15 protein-coding genes are annotated in these 18,566 nt (G+C 59.6%); 8 read left to right on the top strand and 7 right to left on the bottom strand.

Features of this window, described 5'->3' with window-relative positions; genetic code table 11:
- Positions 1–182: 182 nt before the first annotated feature.
- The 7 genes from H143_RS21245 (at position 183) to H143_RS0119160 (ending at position 9,619) form a co-directional block, all read left to right on the top strand.
- Positions 183–4,007: a nitrate reductase subunit alpha gene (locus H143_RS21245; protein WP_081627104.1), complete on the top strand. Its 3,825-nt coding sequence runs from the start codon at positions 183–185 to the stop codon at positions 4,005–4,007.
- Positions 4,004–5,545 (top strand): nitrate reductase subunit beta, encoded by a 1,542-nt coding sequence (gene narH / locus H143_RS0119185; RefSeq protein ID WP_019939890.1) that lies wholly within the window; start codon positions 4,004–4,006, stop codon positions 5,543–5,545. The genes H143_RS21245 and narH overlap by 4 nt, the downstream gene beginning before the upstream one ends.
- A gap of 28 nt (positions 5,546–5,573) precedes the next feature.
- Entirely contained in the window at positions 5,574–6,227 is a 654-nt protein-coding gene (gene narJ / locus H143_RS0119180; protein ID WP_019939889.1) for a nitrate reductase molybdenum cofactor assembly chaperone, read from the top strand.
- Positions 6,228–6,296: 69 nt separating this feature from the next.
- Positions 6,297–6,980, top strand: a complete 684-nt coding sequence (gene narI, locus H143_RS0119175; protein WP_019939888.1) for a respiratory nitrate reductase subunit gamma — start codon at positions 6,297–6,299, stop codon at positions 6,978–6,980.
- Between the two features lie 15 nt (positions 6,981–6,995).
- On the top strand, positions 6,996–7,793 hold the full coding sequence (locus tag H143_RS0119170) for a peptidylprolyl isomerase (RefSeq protein WP_033365697.1): 798 nt from the start codon (positions 6,996–6,998) through the stop codon (positions 7,791–7,793).
- A 134-nt stretch (positions 7,794–7,927) separates the two neighbouring features.
- Entirely contained in the window at positions 7,928–9,145 is a 1,218-nt protein-coding gene (locus H143_RS0119165) for a nitrate/nitrite transporter (protein ID WP_019939886.1), read from the top strand.
- 57 nt (positions 9,146–9,202) lie between these two features.
- On the top strand, positions 9,203–9,619 hold the full coding sequence (locus H143_RS0119160) for a hypothetical protein (RefSeq protein ID WP_019939885.1): 417 nt from the start codon (positions 9,203–9,205) through the stop codon (positions 9,617–9,619).
- A 547-nt stretch (positions 9,620–10,166) separates the two neighbouring features.
- Here the strand turns inward: H143_RS0119160 and H143_RS0119155 are convergent.
- From H143_RS0119155 to stbB, 7 genes are all read right to left on the bottom strand, one after another.
- Positions 10,167–10,421, bottom strand: a complete 255-nt coding sequence (locus H143_RS0119155) for a hypothetical protein (protein WP_019939884.1) — start codon at positions 10,419–10,421, stop codon at positions 10,167–10,169.
- Positions 10,422–10,443: 22 nt separating this feature from the next.
- Positions 10,444–11,373: a DNA/RNA non-specific endonuclease gene (locus tag H143_RS0119150; RefSeq protein WP_019939883.1), complete on the bottom strand. Its 930-nt coding sequence runs from the start codon at positions 11,371–11,373 to the stop codon at positions 10,444–10,446.
- A 31-nt stretch (positions 11,374–11,404) separates the two neighbouring features.
- Positions 11,405–11,611: a DUF3717 domain-containing protein gene (locus H143_RS21240; RefSeq protein ID WP_019939882.1), complete on the bottom strand. Its 207-nt coding sequence runs from the start codon at positions 11,609–11,611 to the stop codon at positions 11,405–11,407.
- A gap of 25 nt (positions 11,612–11,636) precedes the next feature.
- Positions 11,637–14,915 carry a MobF family relaxase gene (mobF, locus tag H143_RS0119140; protein ID WP_019939881.1) on the bottom strand — a complete coding sequence of 1,093 codons (3,279 nt, stop codon included), beginning with the start codon at positions 14,913–14,915 and terminating at the stop codon, positions 11,637–11,639.
- Positions 14,884–16,527, bottom strand: a complete 1,644-nt coding sequence (locus H143_RS0119135; RefSeq protein WP_019939880.1) for a type IV secretion system DNA-binding domain-containing protein — start codon at positions 16,525–16,527, stop codon at positions 14,884–14,886. Before H143_RS0119135 ends, mobF begins: the two co-directional genes overlap by 32 nt.
- A gap of 61 nt (positions 16,528–16,588) precedes the next feature.
- Entirely contained in the window at positions 16,589–17,011 is a 423-nt protein-coding gene (locus H143_RS0119130; RefSeq protein WP_019939879.1) for a hypothetical protein, read from the bottom strand.
- 39 nt (positions 17,012–17,050) lie between these two features.
- Positions 17,051–17,758 (bottom strand): StbB family protein, encoded by a 708-nt coding sequence (gene stbB, locus H143_RS0119125; RefSeq protein ID WP_019939878.1) that lies wholly within the window; start codon positions 17,756–17,758, stop codon positions 17,051–17,053.
- Between the two features lie 621 nt (positions 17,759–18,379).
- Here stbB and H143_RS23090 point away from each other — a divergent pair.
- A partial coding sequence (locus H143_RS23090; protein ID WP_231378527.1) for a hypothetical protein occupies positions 18,380–18,566 on the top strand: 187 nt, incomplete at its 3' end.

The following is an 18,566-nucleotide window of genomic DNA, read 5'->3' as shown; positions in this document are numbered from 1 at the left end:
ACACTTCGAAATAGCCCGAAAAGCGCTAGGATTGGTCATCCCAAGGCCGAATCTGCGAGAAACCTGACCTATATCAAGCTACGAAGGCGTTGTTACGGCAACATATATCACATCGTGATATATCGCCTGAATCAACGATTCTTGGCGCTGTCAAACCAAAACGAACACTGGGAGTAGATCGGATGAGCCACTTTGTTGATCGCCTGAAATATTTTTCCACATCGAGACCCACGTTTTCAAAGGGTCACGGAATGACGACCAACGAGGACCGCGAGTGGGAAGATGCCTATCGGCAACGATGGCAGCACGACAAGATTGTCCGCTCGACCCACGGTGTCAATTGCACCGGCTCCTGTTCGTGGAAGATTTATGTCAAGAGCGGCATCGTCACCTGGGAGACTCAGCAGACCGATTACCCGCGAACCCGTCCCGATATGCCTAACCACGAACCACGTGGCTGTTCGCGCGGGGCATCGTATTCCTGGTACCTCTACAGCGCCAATCGCCTTAAATATCCGCTGATTCGCAGTGCTCTGCTGCGGCAATGGCGCGAAAAGCGCCTGACGCTTGCGCCCGTCGAAGCGTGGGGTGCTATCGTCGATGATCAGGGGGCCCGCGCGTCTTATACGCGACGTCGCGGTCTGGGTGGTTTTGTCCGTTCCAACTGGGACGAAGTCAACGAAATCATCGCCGCCGCGAACATTCACACCATCAAGCGCCACGGCCCGGATCGGGTGGTCGGCTTTTCGCCGATTCCTGCCATGTCGATGGTCTCGTATGCCGCCGGTAGTCGCTACCTGTCGCTGATTGGCGGGGTCAATCTGAGTTTCTACGACTGGTACTGCGACTTGCCGCCCGCGTCGCCGCAGACCTGGGGCGAACAAACCGACGTTCCCGAATCAGCCGACTGGTACAACTCCACATTTATCATGATGTGGGGTTCCAACGTACCGCAAACGCGCACCCCCGACGCGCACTTCATGACCGAAGTCCGGTATCGCGGCACCAAGGTCGTGTCGATCTTTCCGGACTACGCCGAGGGCGCCAAGTTCGGCGACATCTGGCTGCATCCGAAGCAAGGCACCGATGCGGCACTGGGTCTGGCGATGGGCCATGTCGTGCTTAAGGAATTCCACGTCACGGACAAGAGCGCGTATTTCTCGGATTACTGCCGACGCTTTACCGACATGCCATTGCTGGTGCGTATCAGCAAACAGGGCGATCACTTTGTGCCCGAGCGTCTACTGAGGTCGGACGAGTTCGATGACGCACTCGGTCAAGATAATAACGCCGCCTGGAAAACGGTCGTAGTCGACGAGTTGAGTGGGAAACTCGTCGCCCCGGTCGGCTCGATCGGCTTTCGCTGGGGACAAAAGGAAGGTGGTGACGCCGGCAAATGGAACCTGAAAGAAGAAGATGTGCAAGGCAATTCGATCCGGCCGGTCATGTCGTTTGTGGCAGAACACGATGCCGCTATCGACGTAGCTTTCCCCTATTTCGGTAACGTCGAACACACGCACTTCACGCATACCGGCCATGCCAGCGTGTTGTCGCGCCGCATCGGTGTGCGTAAAGTCGCGACCCGTGAGGGTGAAGTGCTGGTCGCCACAGTCTACGACCTGTTCATTGCCAACTATGGCGTAGACCAGGGGCTGGGCGGTGCGAATGTCGCGGCCAGTTTTGACGACGACATCCCTTACACGCCCGCCTGGCAGGAAAAGATCACAGGCGTTAGCCGGCACGATGTCATCACCGTCGCACGTGAGTTTGCCGAGAACGCCCACAAGACCGAAGGCAAGTCGATGGTGATCCTCGGCGCCGGCTTGAACCATTGGTTCAACATGGATATGAGCTATCGCTCGATCATCAATCTGCTGGTCATGTGCGGCTGCATCGGCAAATCAGGCGGTGGCTGGTCGCACTACGTCGGCCAGGAGAAGTTACGGCCGCAGACCGGCTGGCTGCCGCTCGCGTTCGCGACCGATTGGCACAGGCCGCCGCGCTTCATGAACGGTACTTCGTTTTTCTATGCGCACACCGATCAATGGCGCTATGAAACAATGAAAGTAACCGAGTTGCTGTCGCCGCTGGTCGATGGCAAACGGTTCGACAATAGTCCCATTGACTACAACGTGCGCGCCGAGCGGATGGGGTGGTTGCCGTCCGCGCCGCAATTCAAGACCAACCCGCTCAAGGTTGGCCGGGCGGCAGCCGGAGCGGACGCTTCTGCCTATGTGGCAAAGGGACTCAAGGACGGTTCGCTCGAGATGTCGTGCGTCGATCCCGATGCGCCGGAGAATTTCCCGAGAAACCTGTTTGTCTGGCGCTCGAACCTGCTCGGCTCATCGGGCAAGGGGCATGAATATTTCCTCAAGCATCTGCTTGGCGCCGAGCATGGTGTACAGGGAAAAGATCTGGGCACGAACGCCGGCATCCTGCCCAATGAAGTGAAATGGCACGAGAAAGCCCCCGAGGGCAAGCTCGACCTGGTCGTGACATTGGACTTCAGGATGTCCACCACATGTCTGTATTCGGACATCGTATTACCGACCGCTACTTGGTACGAAAAGGACGATATGAATACGTCCGACATGCACCCGTTCATCCACCCTTTGTCCGCCGCCGTCGATCCCGCGTGGCAATCCAAAAGCGACTGGGACATCTACAAAGGCATTGCGCAGAAATTCTCGGAGCTGACGGCAGGTTATCTGGGCGTCGAACAGGACATTGTATTGTCGCCACTGCAACACGACAGCCCAGGGGAAATCGCGCAGACCGACGGGATTGCCGACTGGGGCCGCGGCGAATGCGAACCCATTCCAGGCAAGACCATGGCGAGCGTCGTGACCGTCGAGCGGGACTATCCCAATACCTACCGAAAATTCACGTCGGTGGGACCGCTGCTCGATTCGCTCGGCAATGGCGGTAAGGGCATCACCTGGCAAACGGGCGAGGAAATCGAGCAACTACGGGCATTGAATCGTCCCGTCACGGACGAGGGGATATCGCATGGGCGCCCGCAAATTCTTTCGGCGATTGACGCCGCCGAAGTCATTCTGTCGCTTGCCCCGGAAACCAACGGTGCCGTTGCCGTCAAAGCGTGGCAGGCCCTGTCGCGACTCACTGGCACCGATCACACCCATCTCTCTCGCGCCCGTGAAGACGAAAAAATCCGATTTCGCGATATTCAGGCCCAGCCACGCAAGATCATTTCGTCGCCAACCTGGAGCGGCATCGAATCCGAACACGTTTCGTATAGCGCCAGCTACACGAACGTGCATGAGTTGATCCCATGGCGCACCCTCTCGGGACGTCAACAACTTTATCAGGATCACACGTGGATGCGCGATTTTGGCGAGTCGCTATGCGTCTACAAACCCCCTATCGATACCCGCAGCACCGAGGGTATGGCGGGCAGCCGCTCGAACGGCAACCTCGAGATCGCACTGAACTTCCTGACGCCTCATCAGAAATGGGGCATACACAGCACCTATACCGACAATCTGCTGATGCTGACGCTTTCGCGCGGTGGCCCGATCGTCTGGATATCGGAGATCGATGCCAGAAAAATAGGCGTAGTCGATAACGACTGGATCGAAGCCTTCAATTTGAACGGCGCATTGACAGCCCGTGCGGTCGTGAGCCAGCGCATCCCGGTGGGCGCCGTCATGATGTACCACGCGCAGGAAAAAATCATCAACACGCCGGGCTCCGAAGTCACCGGGGTACGCGGCATCCACAACTCGGTTACCCGCATCATGCCCAAACCGACCCACATGATCGGCGGCTATGCACAGCTATCTTACGGCTTTAATTATTACGGCACGGTGGGCTCCAATCGCGACGAATTCGTGATCGTTCGAAAAATGAATATGGTCGACTGGAAGGATGAGTCGACGCCCGCATCGGTGCTCTCGGCAACCGAGGCCGCCCGCCATCAACACACACTCGCCCACGGCGCGCCAACGCTCGCGATGGCGGATGACGAGTCTGGAGAGAAGTCATGAAAATCCGCGCGCAGATCGGCATGGTGATGAACCTGGACAAATGCATCGGTTGCCATACCTGTTCAGTCACTTGCAAAAACGTCTGGACCTCGCGTGAAGGCATGGAATACGCCTGGTTCAACAACGTCGAGACCAAACCTGGCATGGGTTACCCCAAGGATTGGGAGAACCAGGATCGCTGGAACGGCGGCTGGAAGCGCAAGACCAATGGCAAGATCGAGCTTCGCGCCGGCAGCAAGTGGCGTGTGTTGGCCAATATTTTCGGCAACCCGAACCTGCCGGAGATCGATGACTACTACGAACCCTTCACCTTCGACTACGCACACTTGCACGATGCGCCGGACGTCAAGGTCGGACCGGTCGCCCGGCCACGTTCGCTGATCACCGGCGAGCGGATGGAGAAAATCGAATGGGGGCCGAACTGGGAAGAGATTCTCGGCGGCGAGTTTGAAAAACGCAAGCAGGACTACAACTTTGATCAGGTGCAGACCGACATCTACGGCGAGTTCGAGAACACCTTCATGATGTACTTGCCTCGCCTCTGCGAGCACTGCCTGAATCCCGCCTGCGTGGCCTCCTGCCCTTCCGGCGCGATCTACAAGCGCGAGGAGGATGGCATCGTCCTGATCGATCAGGACAAGTGCCGGGGTTGGCGCATGTGTGTGTCGGGATGCCCTTACAAGAAAATCTATTACAACTGGCAAAGCGGCAAGTCGGAGAAATGCATTTTCTGCTATCCGCGCATCGAGGCAGGGCAACCCACGGTGTGCTCGGAAACTTGCGTCGGACGGATTCGCTATCTCGGCGTCCTGCTGTACGACGCCGACCGGATCGAGGAAGCCGCCTCTGTCAAGGACCCGCAGGACCTGTATGAAGCGCAGCTCTCGATCTTTCTCGATCCGAACGACCCGGCCGTGCGTGAACAGGCCGCTCGCGATGGTGTACCGGACAACTGGCTCGAAGCAGCCCAGCGCTCGCCCGTGTACAAAATGGCCATGGAATGGAAGATCGCCTTTCCACTGCACCCCGAATACCGGACCTTGCCGATGGTCTGGTACGTGCCGCCCCTATCGCCGATCAATTCGGCCACCAATGATGGGCGCTTGCCCATGAAAGGATTGTTGCCCGATGTCGATTCGCTGCGCATCCCGCTACGCTATCTGGCCAATTTGCTCACGGCGGGACGCGAAGCCCCCGTGCGTCTTGCCCTCAAGCGGATGCTGGCAATGCGCGCCTTCATGCGCGAGCGCCACGTGGAGCGCCGCGAAAGCCCCGCATTGCTTGCCGAAGTCGGCCTGGACACAGCGCAAGTCGACGAGATGTACCGCTACCTGGCCATTGCGAACTACGAAGATCGTTTCGTGATTCCGACCGCACATCGAGAATATGCCGAAGATGCATTCGATCTGCGTGCGTCGTGCGGTTTCTCGTTCGGCAACGGCTGCTCGGACGGCACCACAGAAACCAGTCTGTTCGGGGGACGCAAAGGCATCAATAAGGAACGAAAGACGATTCCGATACGCGCGGCGGGTCAATGAAATGACAGACAACCGCCAGATCTTTAGCATGTTGAGCACCCTGCTCGGCTATCCAGACGCCTCGCTCATTGAGGCGCTCACCGAGATTCGCATGGCAATAACAGGGCATCGCGCCTTTGCGCCAACCACACGCTTGGACTTAATCGCGTTGGTAGACCGTCTAGCAGCGCGAGCGCTGCTAGACCTGCAGGAAGAGTACGTGGAAACCTTCGATCGCGGTCGGGCTACGTCGCTTTACCTGTTCGAACACGTGCACGGCGAATCGCGTGAGCGGGGGCAAGCGATGGTCGACTTGCTAGCAATGTACGAAGCGAAAGGACTGTTTCTCGGTAGCGGCGAATTGCCTGACTATCTACCGGTGTTCCTGGAATTCCTGGGACAGGAGTCCCCGACCAAGGCCCGGTCGTTGCTCGCTGAAATCGCCGACATCAACCGGCGAATCGCGACAAAGCTCGCCGAGCTCGGTAGCGCTTATTTTGCAGTCGTCGCCGCATTGTTGCCGCTCGCAGGCGAGGCACCGCTGGACGTCGCCGCGCCTGCAAAAGTCGTGGAGCAGGCGATTGACGGCGAGGCACTCGATCGCGAGTGGCAGGACGAGCCAGTGAGTTTTCTGGGGGCACCAGCCCCTGTTTCCAGCCAACCTCAGCCGATTCAGTTTTACGACAAAAGGCCACCGCGGTAGCCCGTGAACACATGACTACCGTATTGAACTGCTCCTGTTCATAAATAGGATTTTCGCTGGAGACGCCTCATGAATCAGCCCGTCATCAATTCGCTTTTGTTTGGCATCTATCCCTACATCTGCCTCGCTATCTGGCTGCTCGGCAGTCTGATCCGCTTCGATCGCGAACAGTACACATGGAAGAGCGATTCGTCACAACTGCTCAGACGCCGTCAATTGCGCCTGGGCAGCAATCTGTTTCATATCGGCGTGTTGATCGTCATCGCTGGGCATTTCGCCGGCTTTCTGGCGCCGCATTGGATGGTGTCGCCCTTTCTCAATGCGTCTCAACATCAGTTTATCGCGATGGTGGCGGGGGGAAGCGCGGGCATAGTCGCAATCATCGGTCTTTCGATTCTGCTGTATCGACGATTGTCCGACCCGCGAATCCGCATCAATAGTGCGCACGCGGATATCCTGGTCCTCGTCATTCTGTGGCTACAGCTGGCGCTCGGACTGTCCACCGTTCCGCTTTCGCTGGCCCATATGGACGGTGTCATGTTCGAAACGCTGAGCACCTACGTCAAAGGAATCGTCACGTTTCAACCCGTTGCGGATCTCCTTGCTCCCGTGCCGCTTGTCTACAAGATCCATATCGCGCTGGGCTTCACGATTTTTCTCGTTTCGCCGTTCACGCGCCTTGTGCATATCTGGAGTGGCATGGCAACCGTCGGCTATCTATTTCGGCCTCACCAGATCGTGCGCAAGCGCTAACACAGGGGAATCTCCATGACTTCAAACATGATTGGCGCATCGGCGAGCACCGAGACAGTCGAGCTCAGCGTCAACGGCGTTGTCATCGATGCTGCCGCGATCGATGCTGAATCCGCATCCCATCCAGAGGAAGCCGATCCTGACTATGCCGCGCGCCGGGCGCTAGTCGTACGCGAACTGCTGACCCAGCGCGCCGTCACGCTGGGTTTGCTGGTAGCGGGCACCGACCTTGACGATCAGACCACAGACTGTCTACTGGAAATGGAATGCAAGACACCCCTGCCGTCCGATGATGAATGCCGGCGTTACCACGCAGCCAACGCGCAGAAGTTCCGCAGTCCGGATCTGGTTTTCGCGCGCCACATTCTCTTCGCGCTGACGGACAAGGCAGCCATGACCCACGTGCGCAGCCGCGCCGAAGAGGCGCATCGCGAACTCGTGCAGCGCCCTGAGCGCTTCGAGGCACTCGCCCAGACCTTGTCGAATTGCCCGTCCGGCGAGGTTGGCGGGAACCTCGGCCAGTTGTCTCGCGGCGAGAGTGTGCCGGAGTTCGAGAAGGCAATTTTTGAGACCAGCCATGTTGGCTTGCTGCCGGGGCTCGTCAATACACGTTATGGCTTTCATATCGTGTCGGTGGAGCGCCGCATCGCAGGCCTCGCACTACCGTTCGAAGCGGCGCGGGAAACCATCGCCCGCTATCTTCAGGAGCGCGTCAGGCATAAATCGATTCAGCAATATTTGACTCTGCTCGCCTCCAGTGCCGAACTGCGCGGCATCGCATTGGATGTACGCCCTGGGCTCCTGCTGCAATAGTGCCCGGCGCGCAAGTAATTGCGCTTGATGCACAGGAAATGAACACTGCGCTAACCATGTCGATCGATGTTGCCTCATACGGCACCATTGCCGCACCCTGATCCGAAGTATTTATGAGTTCATCGAGAAGTCCGATGTTGGTATTATGTGTCACGACGCTCGCCTTTATGGTCTGCTTCGTGGTCTGGATGATGTTCGGCGTGATCGGTATCCAGCTACGCACCGATCTGGGCCTGAACAGCACCGAGTTCGGGCTACTGACGGCGACACCAGTGCTGACGGGCGCACTGTTGCGCTTGCCACTGGGCATCTGGACCGACCGCTTTGGCGGTCGTGTGGTGATGACCACGTTGCTGGTTCTATGTGCGATCCCGGTGTTTCTGATTTCCTACGCGACGGCCTTGTGGCAATTTCTCGCAATCGGCCTGTTTCTCGGCGCTGTCGGCGCGTCGTTCGCCGTGGGTACGCCCTACGTCGCCCGCTTCTTCCCGCCTGAAAAACGCGGCTTCGCGATGGGATTCTTCGGCGCCGGTACGGTCGGTGCAGCCGTGAATCTGTTCATCACCCCGACGTTGCAGGCGACTTATGGCTGGCGAGCCGTTCCGAAGATCTATGCGGTTGCACTCCTGGTCACGGCGGCCATTTTCTGGCTGGGGTCCGCTACTGACCCGGGAGCAGGCAAAACCTCGGGGTCTTGGACCAAACAGTTCCTAGTATTGAAAGACTCAAAGGTCTGGAAGTACTGCCAATACTATTCGATTTGTTTCGGTGGCTTCACAGCCTTGTCGCTGTGGATCCCGCAGTATCTGAAGGGTGAATTTGGACTGTCAGTCGTAGCGGCCTCTGCGCTAGCTATTGGCTTCTCGCTGCCCGGATCCGTGTTGCGGGCGCTCGGTGGTAGCCTCGCCGACCGTCTCGGTGCGCACAAAGTGACGTGGTGGGGCTTGTGGGTCGCATGGGTATGTTTGTTTCTGTTGTCGTATCCGGATACTGCATTTGTCGTGAGCACAATCAGCGGCCCGCATAGTTTCCATATTCACCTCGGGTTGCCTGTGTTTATCGGATTGCTGTTCGTGCTGGGCGTCGTGTTCGCGTTCGGCATGGCGTCGACATTCAAATATGTGGCGGACGACTTCCCCACGCAAATGGGGGTCGTGACGGGCATCGTTGGACTGGCTGGCGGACTCGGCGGGTTCCTGCTGCCGATCCTCTTTGGGACCCTCCTCGATTGGCTAGGCGTGCGCTCGAGTTGCTTCATGCTGCTCTATGGGATCGTCTGGGTATCCCTCATTCTGCTTTATCAATCCAGTGTCAGGCGGGTACGAATCGATGGTAAAACCAGTACCCCGTAAGTGGCCCGCATACGTCTCGATACACATAACGGTACTGCACTACAGGAACCTGCAAACATGAGCATGGGCATTTCGAGCTTTGACGACCTGGTGCGCGCCGCCCAGCTGCAAACAGAACCGCAGCGGCTGCTCTTCGTCTTCACCCAGGTGGCGTTGCCGCAGGACTGCACGCCCGAACAACGGGTAGCCTTCGAAGCGGAACGTGGCGGCACACTCACGCCATTGATCTGTCTCGACAAGACGCCTGAAGAACTGGGGGACTTTAGCGAGCTACTCAAAGAATCGCGGCAGTTCATTCTCGAATGGACCATCGTGTTTGTGGCCGCGCTGTCGGGAAAAAATGGATACCCTCCTACTTCGGAAGAAGCGGAGGTGCCTTTGAACAGGATGGTAGAGTCGATCAAGGCTGGCGCCGTTGGCGCGTTTATTCCATTCGACACGCATGGCCAGCCAGTGTTATTGGGTCCTTCCTAAGCAACAGCAAACTCGCCTCATCGTGACTTCAGCGACGGCCCATTGTGTGAGCGCGACGTACAGAGTTCGCCTTGGTCGTGCCAGTCTGAGCTGTCCCGCCGCGGTCCTCCGATGCTTAGCCGTAAATCCAAGCTGAGACGCCAGGTAACTCCGACGATCCATCGATCGGTGAGCGTCACCGACAGATTGAGACACTCACCGATTACACGCGGCTTGGGCGAACGAACGATCCATGAGACTACCGATCAACGTTGGTATAGCGACGTCCAAATTCATGCGTCAGTACCTCGCCAGAGGGGACGGTCAAGGCCCGCAACCTCAGTGTTTCAGCGCAGTATGTACTTGGAAGCGACCAGCGGCTATACCGCTCAGACCGGGGATGCGCAGGTGCGTTGGCAGTATTGAGGAAGCGAGGCCAAGAAGGCGCAACGGTCAAATCCGGCCGTTATGCCTCGGAAGCGGACGTGCCCCCGCCATCACGGCGAAAGGCCGAGAAGGGTCGGGTACAGCCAGTCGCACGAGATTTTAAAACTGTTCTTTGAGAAACCTAGCCTGCGAATGGATCACGCTTGCCGGTCGGCGCCTGGTCAGGAGCAATGGCATCGGGAAGCATCTTATCTGCCTCAAGCGAACTCACCACGGCATTGATCACCTCGGCTAGGTCCTTGGCAAGTCTCAAGCCCGCCTTGTCTCGGCTGACGGTAGCGTCGCCGAATACGGCAATGCGATCGGTGTGGTTTTCGATGGTAATACCGCCCAGAGAGAGCGCGTCCGATTCGTTGGCGAAGGGATGGATCTTCATGTTGGATTTCCTGGCGTAGGGCTTAGCGCATGAGCAGCTTGAACGAGTGATAGAGCAGCGCGTTCGAATAGTGCTCCCCCTCATTTTCGCCCGAATAGGAACGCCGCTCATGACTCCGACTGAAGGGCTTGGGTTCGGGCAGCTTGATCGCTGCCTCTTTGACCGATTCGGGCAACGCTGGGAAAACGTCTATGCCGGAGATATCTCGCAGCTGGGCGACGGAAATCGTCTGCCACTTCATGCCAGGCGCATTGTCCGTCAAGTAGGCGGCTGCACCGCGCAGCGCCGGAACATAGACCGCCTTGGCAAGCCTGGCCGGAATAGCCACGCGGTTGTGCAGCCACTGGGTCTGGGCGCCGGCGAAGATCGGCACGGTGACCACGTAGACCTCACCGTATCGGGAGGCTAGGCTGCGCGTAGTGGCCTCGACGCCTTCCCACAGGTGCCGGTTGTTGTTTGGGTTCTGCGGAACCATATTGGCCAGAGTGAAGGATTCGCCCTGAGCGCTGGCGCTGGACATGTCTCCGTTGGGTGACATGTGGCCACGGTCGTAGCCGCTGCGGGCATAGTCCGAGAGCACGGCCCGATCTTGGGCCGGTAGCCGAGTCTCTTCGTGGAACGTGTCCGCGGCATCGACGCGGCGCTGCCTGCGGGCCAGCGCGATGCGCTCGGCTGTCAGGTGGTCAGCCGAATATAAGGGCGTGCGCGTTAGTCCCGAATCCAGAACGGCAAATTCGGAGAAACACAAGGAGTACGTGTGAGTGGCAAGCTTAGCGTTGACCAGATCAGGGGCTTGGCCGTCGTAGAAATTTGCCGGGCAACTGGTGGGAGCAGCGTGGGCGCTTAGCCCCAGGGTGTTCAGAAAAAGCGCAGCGAGCAGGGTGGTCGCGCCGAATCGAGGCGCGTTCAGCTTGCGCAGATATCGTGGCAAAGATAAGACCAAGATAGTCATCCATAGACTCCAAGGCAAGAGAGAATAACAGTTAGGCAGCACTGGCAAGAGCCGCCAATTCGCCGGCCGATAACGAAGCCGCCGAAACGCTGGCCAAGTGAAACCAGATCATCCAACCGTAAAGACCGGCCAGCGAGGCAACACCGGGGGCCAGCATCACGCCATCACCTGGTGCGCGATCGCGCAGCCGGTTGATCGCCGCCTCGATCTCCTTCATGGTGAGGGTGTCATTTCCCATGGCACATCTCCTATTCACCTCCTGTTTAAAGGCCGTGCTCAGCATGCTTGTCGCGCCGATAATTCTTGGAGGCCAAGCCAATATCCAGAGCGGCCGTCTTATCCTCGCGGCGATCGACCGCAAAGGGCAGTTTGGTCATGTCATCGGTAAAGACGTCGATCCAGAGCTTGGCGCGCGAGATCCCGACGTAGAAAACATCGCGCTTGGTAGTACGAGAGGCGCTTTCCTGGTTCAAGATCACGCCGGTCTCCGACAATCCCTGTGCACTGTGGACAGTCGAGGCATAGGCTCGGTCCAGGTGCAAGGGCGCGGTCTTTGCACCGCCTTCCAGCGTCACCTGTCGGGTGACCTGGCCGCCCTCGTTCAGGGCGGCAAGTTCCACAGCGCCGTCACGGATCGCATGCACCTGGTAGCGTTCGCCATTGCGAACGTCGAGCTTGGCGTTATTGCGGGTGATGCGTACCCAGTCCCCCACAGATAATTCCGCCTCAACCTCCTGGTAGACGGAAAGCTTCGTCGTGCGCGAGGGGTTGAAGGAGGTCAACTCCCCGGTCACCAGGTGCTTGACGGTGAGGCGGTTCTTCTGACCGTCGATCGCGACAACGGCGTAGTGATTGTCCGGAGCCAGATTGCCCTTTTGGTAGGCCCGCTCCGGCTGGATCACGTCGCCCAGCCGGTAATACTTGGCTGTGCGCCGCTCGGCTTGGGTCGTATCGATCCGGGTGAGCATCGAATACTCGCGCCCGAGGCCTTGCAGGCCCAGCGCATCGTGGACTAGGTCGTTGATCGCGTTGCGCGATTGGTTGGTTCCCGTGACGATCAGCGTCTGGCGCCGCACGTCAGCGTCCAGGCCGGCGTATTTGCGCGCAATGGCCTCGTATCGCTCGCCTTCTTCCTTGACCTCATGCACGGCATCCAGCCTGGTCTGGATGATGGTCAGCGCCTCGGAGGCGCGGCCGTCGGCCGCAACCTCCACCGCCCGTTTGAGTATGGGATCCTTCTGGCGGACGATGTCGCCCATGCGCGCGGTCTGCATACCGGCGTCCTGCAGCTGATGAAAGGGCCGTCCGGCCTCGATGGCCTTGGTCTGCGCCTGGTCACCCAGGAGCATTACCCGGGCACCCGCCTTCTCGGCGCGCTTCAAGATCATCTCCATCTGCCGCGAGGGCACGACACCTGCCTCGTCGACGACAAGAATGGTTTTCTCATCCAGATGAAACCGTTCCTGCTTTGTCGTCGAGCTACTCGCCTTTGGAACACCGTCCCCCGAGGCAGGTTGCGCCGACTGCCGCGCCTGTCGGGAACGGCCACCCGCGTGATTGCCTCGCAACGCCGCCTGCAGCCGGGAGGGGCCCTGCTGCATCTGCCGCTTGCCGGACGCCAGTTTCCAGAAGCTCTGCCATCTCCCTTTGCCAGGATCCGGCGCAGCAGCGCCAGTCGTTCGGGCAGCGCTGGGGGCTGAGGTTTTGCCGGCGGCAGTGTCGTGGCCGACGGAGCCGCTCGTGCGCATGGACCGTGCTTCCAGCATGGAGGCGATGGTGTTGGCCTCCACGCCTAGCTGTTCCAGTGCCTTGGCTTGCGATCCGTAGGCCGCCACGGCGCGCACGGTATATCCTTCGGCTTCGGCCAATTGCTTGACCTGGTTGAGCATGTGCGATTTGCCTGTACCCGCCAGTCCTTGAACAGCGACTACACGATTTGCGCTGGTCAAGATGAGTTGGGCCGCATCCTGTTGGCCAGGCTTCAGGCCAACATCGGCCAGCGCTGTTTTTGCCTTGTCTGCCGTCATCACCGGCGTCATGACCCCGCGGCCTTCGCGCTCGATCTGCAGAATGCGCTTTTCGCGCTCGCGCGCGATCTGCGTGGTGTACCGCACGTCATCCAGGACCAGGCCGCCCGTGAGAATCGCTCGTTTGACGTTGGCTCGCGCCGCTTTGAGCGTCGCGCCCTGGCGGACCATCGACTCCACCCAGGCCTCGCGCGACAGGATTTCGCTCTCAGCATGATCCAGTCGATAAACTGGAGCACCTTCGATCAGATGGCCGCGCTCGGCAGCTTCCTTCAGCGCAGCCTTGATTTCATAAATCGAGACGCCAGTACCGCGTGCATGCTCCATGGCGGCCTCGATTAGCTGAGTCTCGGTCGTAACCGATTCGCGTTCGGTCAGGTGGCCGATCGCCCATCGCATGCACTCGTCCGCAACACGGGAGCGCAGCTGCTTGGTGACTTGGGTGGGACCTTCGCCGGGCAGACTCGGCCCGGGGACAATATCGATGCCATCCGGTCCCGAGCGCTCGCGCCCAGGACCTTCCCGACCAGGATCGGGAGTCTGCCCGGGCTGAACGTCATCCAGGCCTTGATCGCGCTCTCGTTCCCGCTCGCGGCCTCGACCGGCGGCGGTGAAGTCGATGCCCAGTTCCCTGGCATCCCGCTCCCAGCGCGCCTGCAGCTCTGCGCGGGACAGATCTGGCTGCTTTTCCTTGCGGGTGGCCAGGGTGATCGCTTGCTTGAGCTCGCGGCTGGCGGTCTTACGGGTTTGGCCGATCTTGGCCAGCTCCGCTTCCACGGTCATTCCTCGCTTGGAGAAATGCTCGATCTGCTCGCGGCTGATGTTGGCCAGCTCGAAATTGCCGTCCTCGAAGCGCAGCGCATAGCCGGCCTTCTGCAGGTAGGCCGCCATCTCGTTCTTGTAGACGGCATCCAGGAGCTGCTTGGCCCGGTAGATTTCGTCATTGGACAGCGCGACCCAGGCACCGTCGGCGCGCTGGGTCAGGTTCATGAGCAGGGCATGGGTGTGCAGCTGGGGATCCGCGTCGTCCTTCATGGTCGGCCGGGCCGTCTCATGCCGGAATTTGGCGATGATCGCATTCTGCGTTTTCTCGGAGTGTGAGACCCCGTCAATCTTCTGCCGGGCGCGCAGCAGCTCCTGTTCCATGAAGACCAGGGCGCGGGTGACGGCATGATCGTGCGCGGCAATGACCGTCGCGTCCTTGCCGACCAGCGATTGGATGCTGATCGACTTGGGGGCCGAGAAGGTCATGTCCAGCGCAGCCCGGGCCTTCGAGTCCTTGCGGATCGAGTTCGACAGGCTCAGATCCTCGCCGAACCAGCGCTTGAAATCGCCACGCATTGCAGCCACCAGTTGCTCGCGGCTGACTTCGCCGGTCAGGCCCAGGGTCTTGGCGCCTTCACCTTGCCATTGTGCATTTCCGCCGTCACGGGCGTAGTAGTCATCCTTTTGCTCGGCGTAATAGTGGCCAGACTTGGCTGCGCTAGACCTGTGTAGGATCTGATGGGAGAGCATCGGTAGTCATATCCCATGGTGAGGGTTCGATATCGCCAGCCCGAAGTAAGGCCGCTGCGCTGCGGGAACGCAAGGACTCGGTTTCCACGAAAGCCTCGTTCCGATTGATAAATGCGATAGGAGTGAGCGTGAACTTGGAAATCAGTTCGCTTTCGGCAAAGCCGACGTAACCGGTCAATGCCTTCAGGCCTTGAATGTCCGAGTCCATAACAACGGGCTCTTTCGTGCGCGTCATGCGTTCACTGGTGCTGCGATCTCGGCCGGCGTTGCGCGAGTCCGTATATTCCGGGCGTTCCACTTCGTGTTCGCCCAGCGCCTTGGACATGGCTTGAGCGGTGTCCTGGTCGGTACGCGCACCACCCAGCACGACCAGGCTACGAAAACTCGCAAGCAAGGTCTTGGCGGCATCCTTGTAAATCTCGACGATCTGGGCCACGGTTTGAAGACCAGCGACCACGCGCAGGCCGTATTTGCGGCCTTTTGTGAGGGCGTCCTGCAGTGTGGCCAGCTTCTCCATGGATGCCAGCTCGTCGATGAGCAGCCAGAAGCGCCGCGATTGAGACTCCTGCAGCGAGAGAAAAGACGAACAAAAGACATCGACCCAGCACGATATCAGCGGCCGCATGGCGACCTTCATGTTTTCCTTCCAGGTGATGTAAAGACAACCCGTGCCGTTTTCCAGCCAATCGGTGATGCTGAAATCGCCGTTGGGCATATCCCGGTGTTCGGCCACGTATTTGGACAGCACGAAACGCGCGCTGTCGAACGCCCGGGTCGATTCGGAGGCGCCCGCGAAAAGCGAAGAGGCTTCCGTTCCGGTCAGGAAAGCGCGGATATCGTCGAAGGGCGCCTCGCAGCACCAGTAGATCACCTGGCCGATGTCCTGGATTCCCATCTCGAAAAGCTTGCGCGACACGGCACGTAGCAGGAGGCGTCCATAGCCGTTCCAGTTCTCATCCTCGGCGCTTTGCCCCAGTGGCACAACGGAAAATCCCAAGCGCTTCCAGTCATAGTCGGCCCGGACCTCGTTGAAGAACATCCAGCCTTGGGTTCTGGTGTCGTAGGGATTGAGGATGATGTCGCCGGGGCGTCCGAACTTGCGATAGAGCGCGCCATCCGGGTCCACGATAACGGCGCGGTCGCCACGTTTGAGCAGCGAGAGGATGAGGGCGCGCATTAGCACTGACTTGCCGGTGCCCGTCGCACCGTTGATGAGCAAGTGCAGATTTTCCAGATGCGTGGGCATCGGCACGCCAGCGACGTCGACCTGAATGGTCTTCTTTTCGCGGCACTTCTTGACCATCTTTTTGTACGGGATGATCTGCGTGCCGCGGATATGCCGCTTGTATCCGGCGCCATCGAATCCTTTGGTGGTCGAGTAGCGTTTGAGCAGCATCGCCAAGAGAATGACCTGGACCAGGCCGACAATGGGCGCGATGATCAACGGCAGAACGCGGGGAGTGGCCAGAATCCAGTAGGAGAGCAGCGGCCAGCGAATCTGCCTGGGTCCCACACCGCTTAGGTACATGGCCGTCAGCAGCCAGGTGCCAAATGGAAGAAAGATCAGGGCGAATTTCAGTATTCGACGCCGTGTATCGGGAGCAATCGTCATGGGATTCCGAGAAATGGGGGATCACGCCGTCGTGACGGACATGATCGGGAGAGAGAGGGGCTTACCTGAGCGCGATGAGCATGACAACAGCGGCCACCAGGCCACCGGCCAGACCGCTTCCCAGTGCGACTATGCCAACGGCCCAGAGGTTGCGTCCGCGCTGGACGTCCAGAGCTTCGGATGCGCGCTTGAGCTGCCGGCGCGCGTCGTCGACTTGGCTCGTGGCTTCCTGGATCTTGACAATGGCTCGCGACGCGGCCTGATCCTGCACGATGGAGCCGGCTTTGCGTACCGCTGCGGGTAGCGTCTGCAATTGCATGGCCGCGGTATTGAGCAGTTTGACCAGCTGCTCGCTGCGCGAAATGATTTCATCGCCTTCCACCAGCATGGCGCGGAACATGTATTCCAGCTTGCTGCGCGGTTCCGGCGGCGCAGCCGCCGTGTGCGGACCTGGCGACTTTGTTGTGGGGGATGAGGTGTCCATGCGGAGGTTCCTGCGAGGCGGGCGAGCTGCTTTGCCGCGTTACGCGAACACTTCCACGAAAGCGACGTCCATCTGCCGCCACACGCGCTTGGCTAGCGCCTGCAGGGCGGCCTTGTCGCCTAGTTCCTCGATCCGATCCTCATCGGCCGGGTCCGACTGGCGCAGCAGCACGCGATAGTCGTTGGGGTCATCGACCACGCTCTTGATCGACATACGGCGCTTGGCCAGCAGCTCGAAGACTTCGTTTTTTTCAAGCACTGCGTTCGGGTTGGCGATAAAGCCGCCGGCCTGATCAGCTTCGCGCAGGATGGTGCCGAAATCCTCGGCAATTGACCCTTCGGCCATGTTGAACAGCACGCGAATGCGGTGAGGTTCTACGCCGATACTGGCCAAGGCGGCAATGGTCTTGATCGTCTCGCGCTGCGCCTTGCCCGTGGACACAACTGGCAGCACGAAATAGTCGATCTCGGCCTGCGCGTCGTCGTACTTGGCCAACTCGGCCAGGAAGTCCTCGATGTTCGAGGCGCCGACGTCGACGATGAGTGCGCTCGCCGTCAGCAGCTTGCGAAAGAGCCGACCAAACTGGTCGCCGCGCAGCTGCTCGGCGTCAAGGCCCAGATCGGCCGCGGATTCGTTGGTGGATTCGACGGCGATCACCTCGGCGCCAGCGATGCGCGGCTCGAGCAGGTGGCTGGCGATCACGGTCTTGCCGACCGAGCCGGAGTAATTCAACACTGCAACTTTCATGGGCAAAGCTCCTGAAAAGGCTTGAACCACCAGGGCAGAAGTAGGGCGCGACGCTATGCCGATCATCGGCCCCGGATCTGGTGACTGGGTTTAAGGGGGAAGGGGAGCCGCCGCCTGGGTTTGGCGGCGGGGAAACCCCGTAGGGGTGTCCCAGGGAGGGCGAGGCGGACGCCCGGCTGGGGTTGCCGGGCGGGACGGGAGGGCGGCACGCCCTCGCCGCCGGGGGTGTGTCTTTCCCCCACCCGGTGCGGTGTTTGCGCCGGGAAGGGGGACTCAACCCATGTGCTCCGACTGGGAGGGGCAGTGGTGCGAAGTGAGTTGGGGTTGGGGGGAGAGGCCGTGCTTGCACGGCCCCTTTACGGGTCCCCCCAGCGGGGGGACTCATCCTAATCAGGCCGAGCCGCAGGCTCGGGGCGGAGGGAGCGCAGCGACCGCAGGGTAGGCGGAACGGCGTCGCAATTTTTCGCAGGCCAGCATGTTCCAGGACCGAAGCGCGACGATTTGGCGAAGGACTTGCCCACAGGCTGGGCTAGTAGAAATAAGGTAGAAGAAAGGTAGGGGTAAAAAATCGTCGAAATTCCTTTTGCAAATCAATCCCTTGCGAGGGGGGGCTGCGACGCTATGCCGGAAAAGCGCGACGCTATGCCGGAAAAGCGCGACGCTATGCCGATACCCCCGCGACGCTATGCCGATGAAATTCGCGGTTTTCCACAGAAATTCCAGAGAACCCCCTGTTTCGCAGGCAAGGAGCGACGCTATGCCGATGGTGCTGGGCGTGGCCAGGGGCGCGACGCTATGCCGATGGTGC

This window comes from Bordetella sp. FB-8 (assembly GCF_000382185.1).
Taxonomy (GTDB): Bacteria; Pseudomonadota; Gammaproteobacteria; order Burkholderiales; family Burkholderiaceae_B; genus Bordetella.
The sequence above is the reverse complement of the archived record's forward strand: the minus strand, read 5'-3'. Positions and strand labels throughout refer to the sequence as shown.

Bases quoted from the DNA above. Each gene is read 5' to 3' on its own strand.
- H143_RS21245 (WP_081627104.1), top strand. From the start codon at position 183: ATGAGCCACTTTGTTGATCGCCTGAAATATTTTTCCACATCGAGACCC.
- narH (WP_019939890.1), top strand. From the start codon at position 4,004: ATGAAAATCCGCGCGCAGATCGGCATGGTGATGAACCTGGACAAATGC.
- narJ (WP_019939889.1), top strand. From the start codon at position 5,574: ATGTTGAGCACCCTGCTCGGCTATCCAGACGCCTCGCTCATTGAGGCG.
- narI (WP_019939888.1), top strand. From the start codon at position 6,297: ATGAATCAGCCCGTCATCAATTCGCTTTTGTTTGGCATCTATCCCTAC.
- H143_RS0119170 (WP_033365697.1), top strand. From the start codon at position 6,996: ATGACTTCAAACATGATTGGCGCATCGGCGAGCACCGAGACAGTCGAG.
- H143_RS0119165 (WP_019939886.1), top strand. From the start codon at position 7,928: ATGTTGGTATTATGTGTCACGACGCTCGCCTTTATGGTCTGCTTCGTG.
- H143_RS0119160 (WP_019939885.1), top strand. From the start codon at position 9,203: ATGAGCATGGGCATTTCGAGCTTTGACGACCTGGTGCGCGCCGCCCAG.
- H143_RS0119155 (WP_019939884.1), bottom strand. From the start codon at position 10,421: ATGAAGATCCATCCCTTCGCCAACGAATCGGACGCGCTCTCTCTGGGC.
- H143_RS0119150 (WP_019939883.1), bottom strand. From the start codon at position 11,373: ATGACTATCTTGGTCTTATCTTTGCCACGATATCTGCGCAAGCTGAAC.
- H143_RS21240 (WP_019939882.1), bottom strand. From the start codon at position 11,611: ATGGGAAATGACACCCTCACCATGAAGGAGATCGAGGCGGCGATCAAC.
- mobF (WP_019939881.1), bottom strand. From the start codon at position 14,915: ATGCTCTCCCATCAGATCCTACACAGGTCTAGCGCAGCCAAGTCTGGC.
- H143_RS0119135 (WP_019939880.1), bottom strand. From the start codon at position 16,527: ATGACGATTGCTCCCGATACACGGCGTCGAATACTGAAATTCGCCCTG.
- H143_RS0119130 (WP_019939879.1), bottom strand. From the start codon at position 17,011: ATGGACACCTCATCCCCCACAACAAAGTCGCCAGGTCCGCACACGGCG.
- stbB (WP_019939878.1), bottom strand. From the start codon at position 17,758: ATGAAAGTTGCAGTGTTGAATTACTCCGGCTCGGTCGGCAAGACCGTG.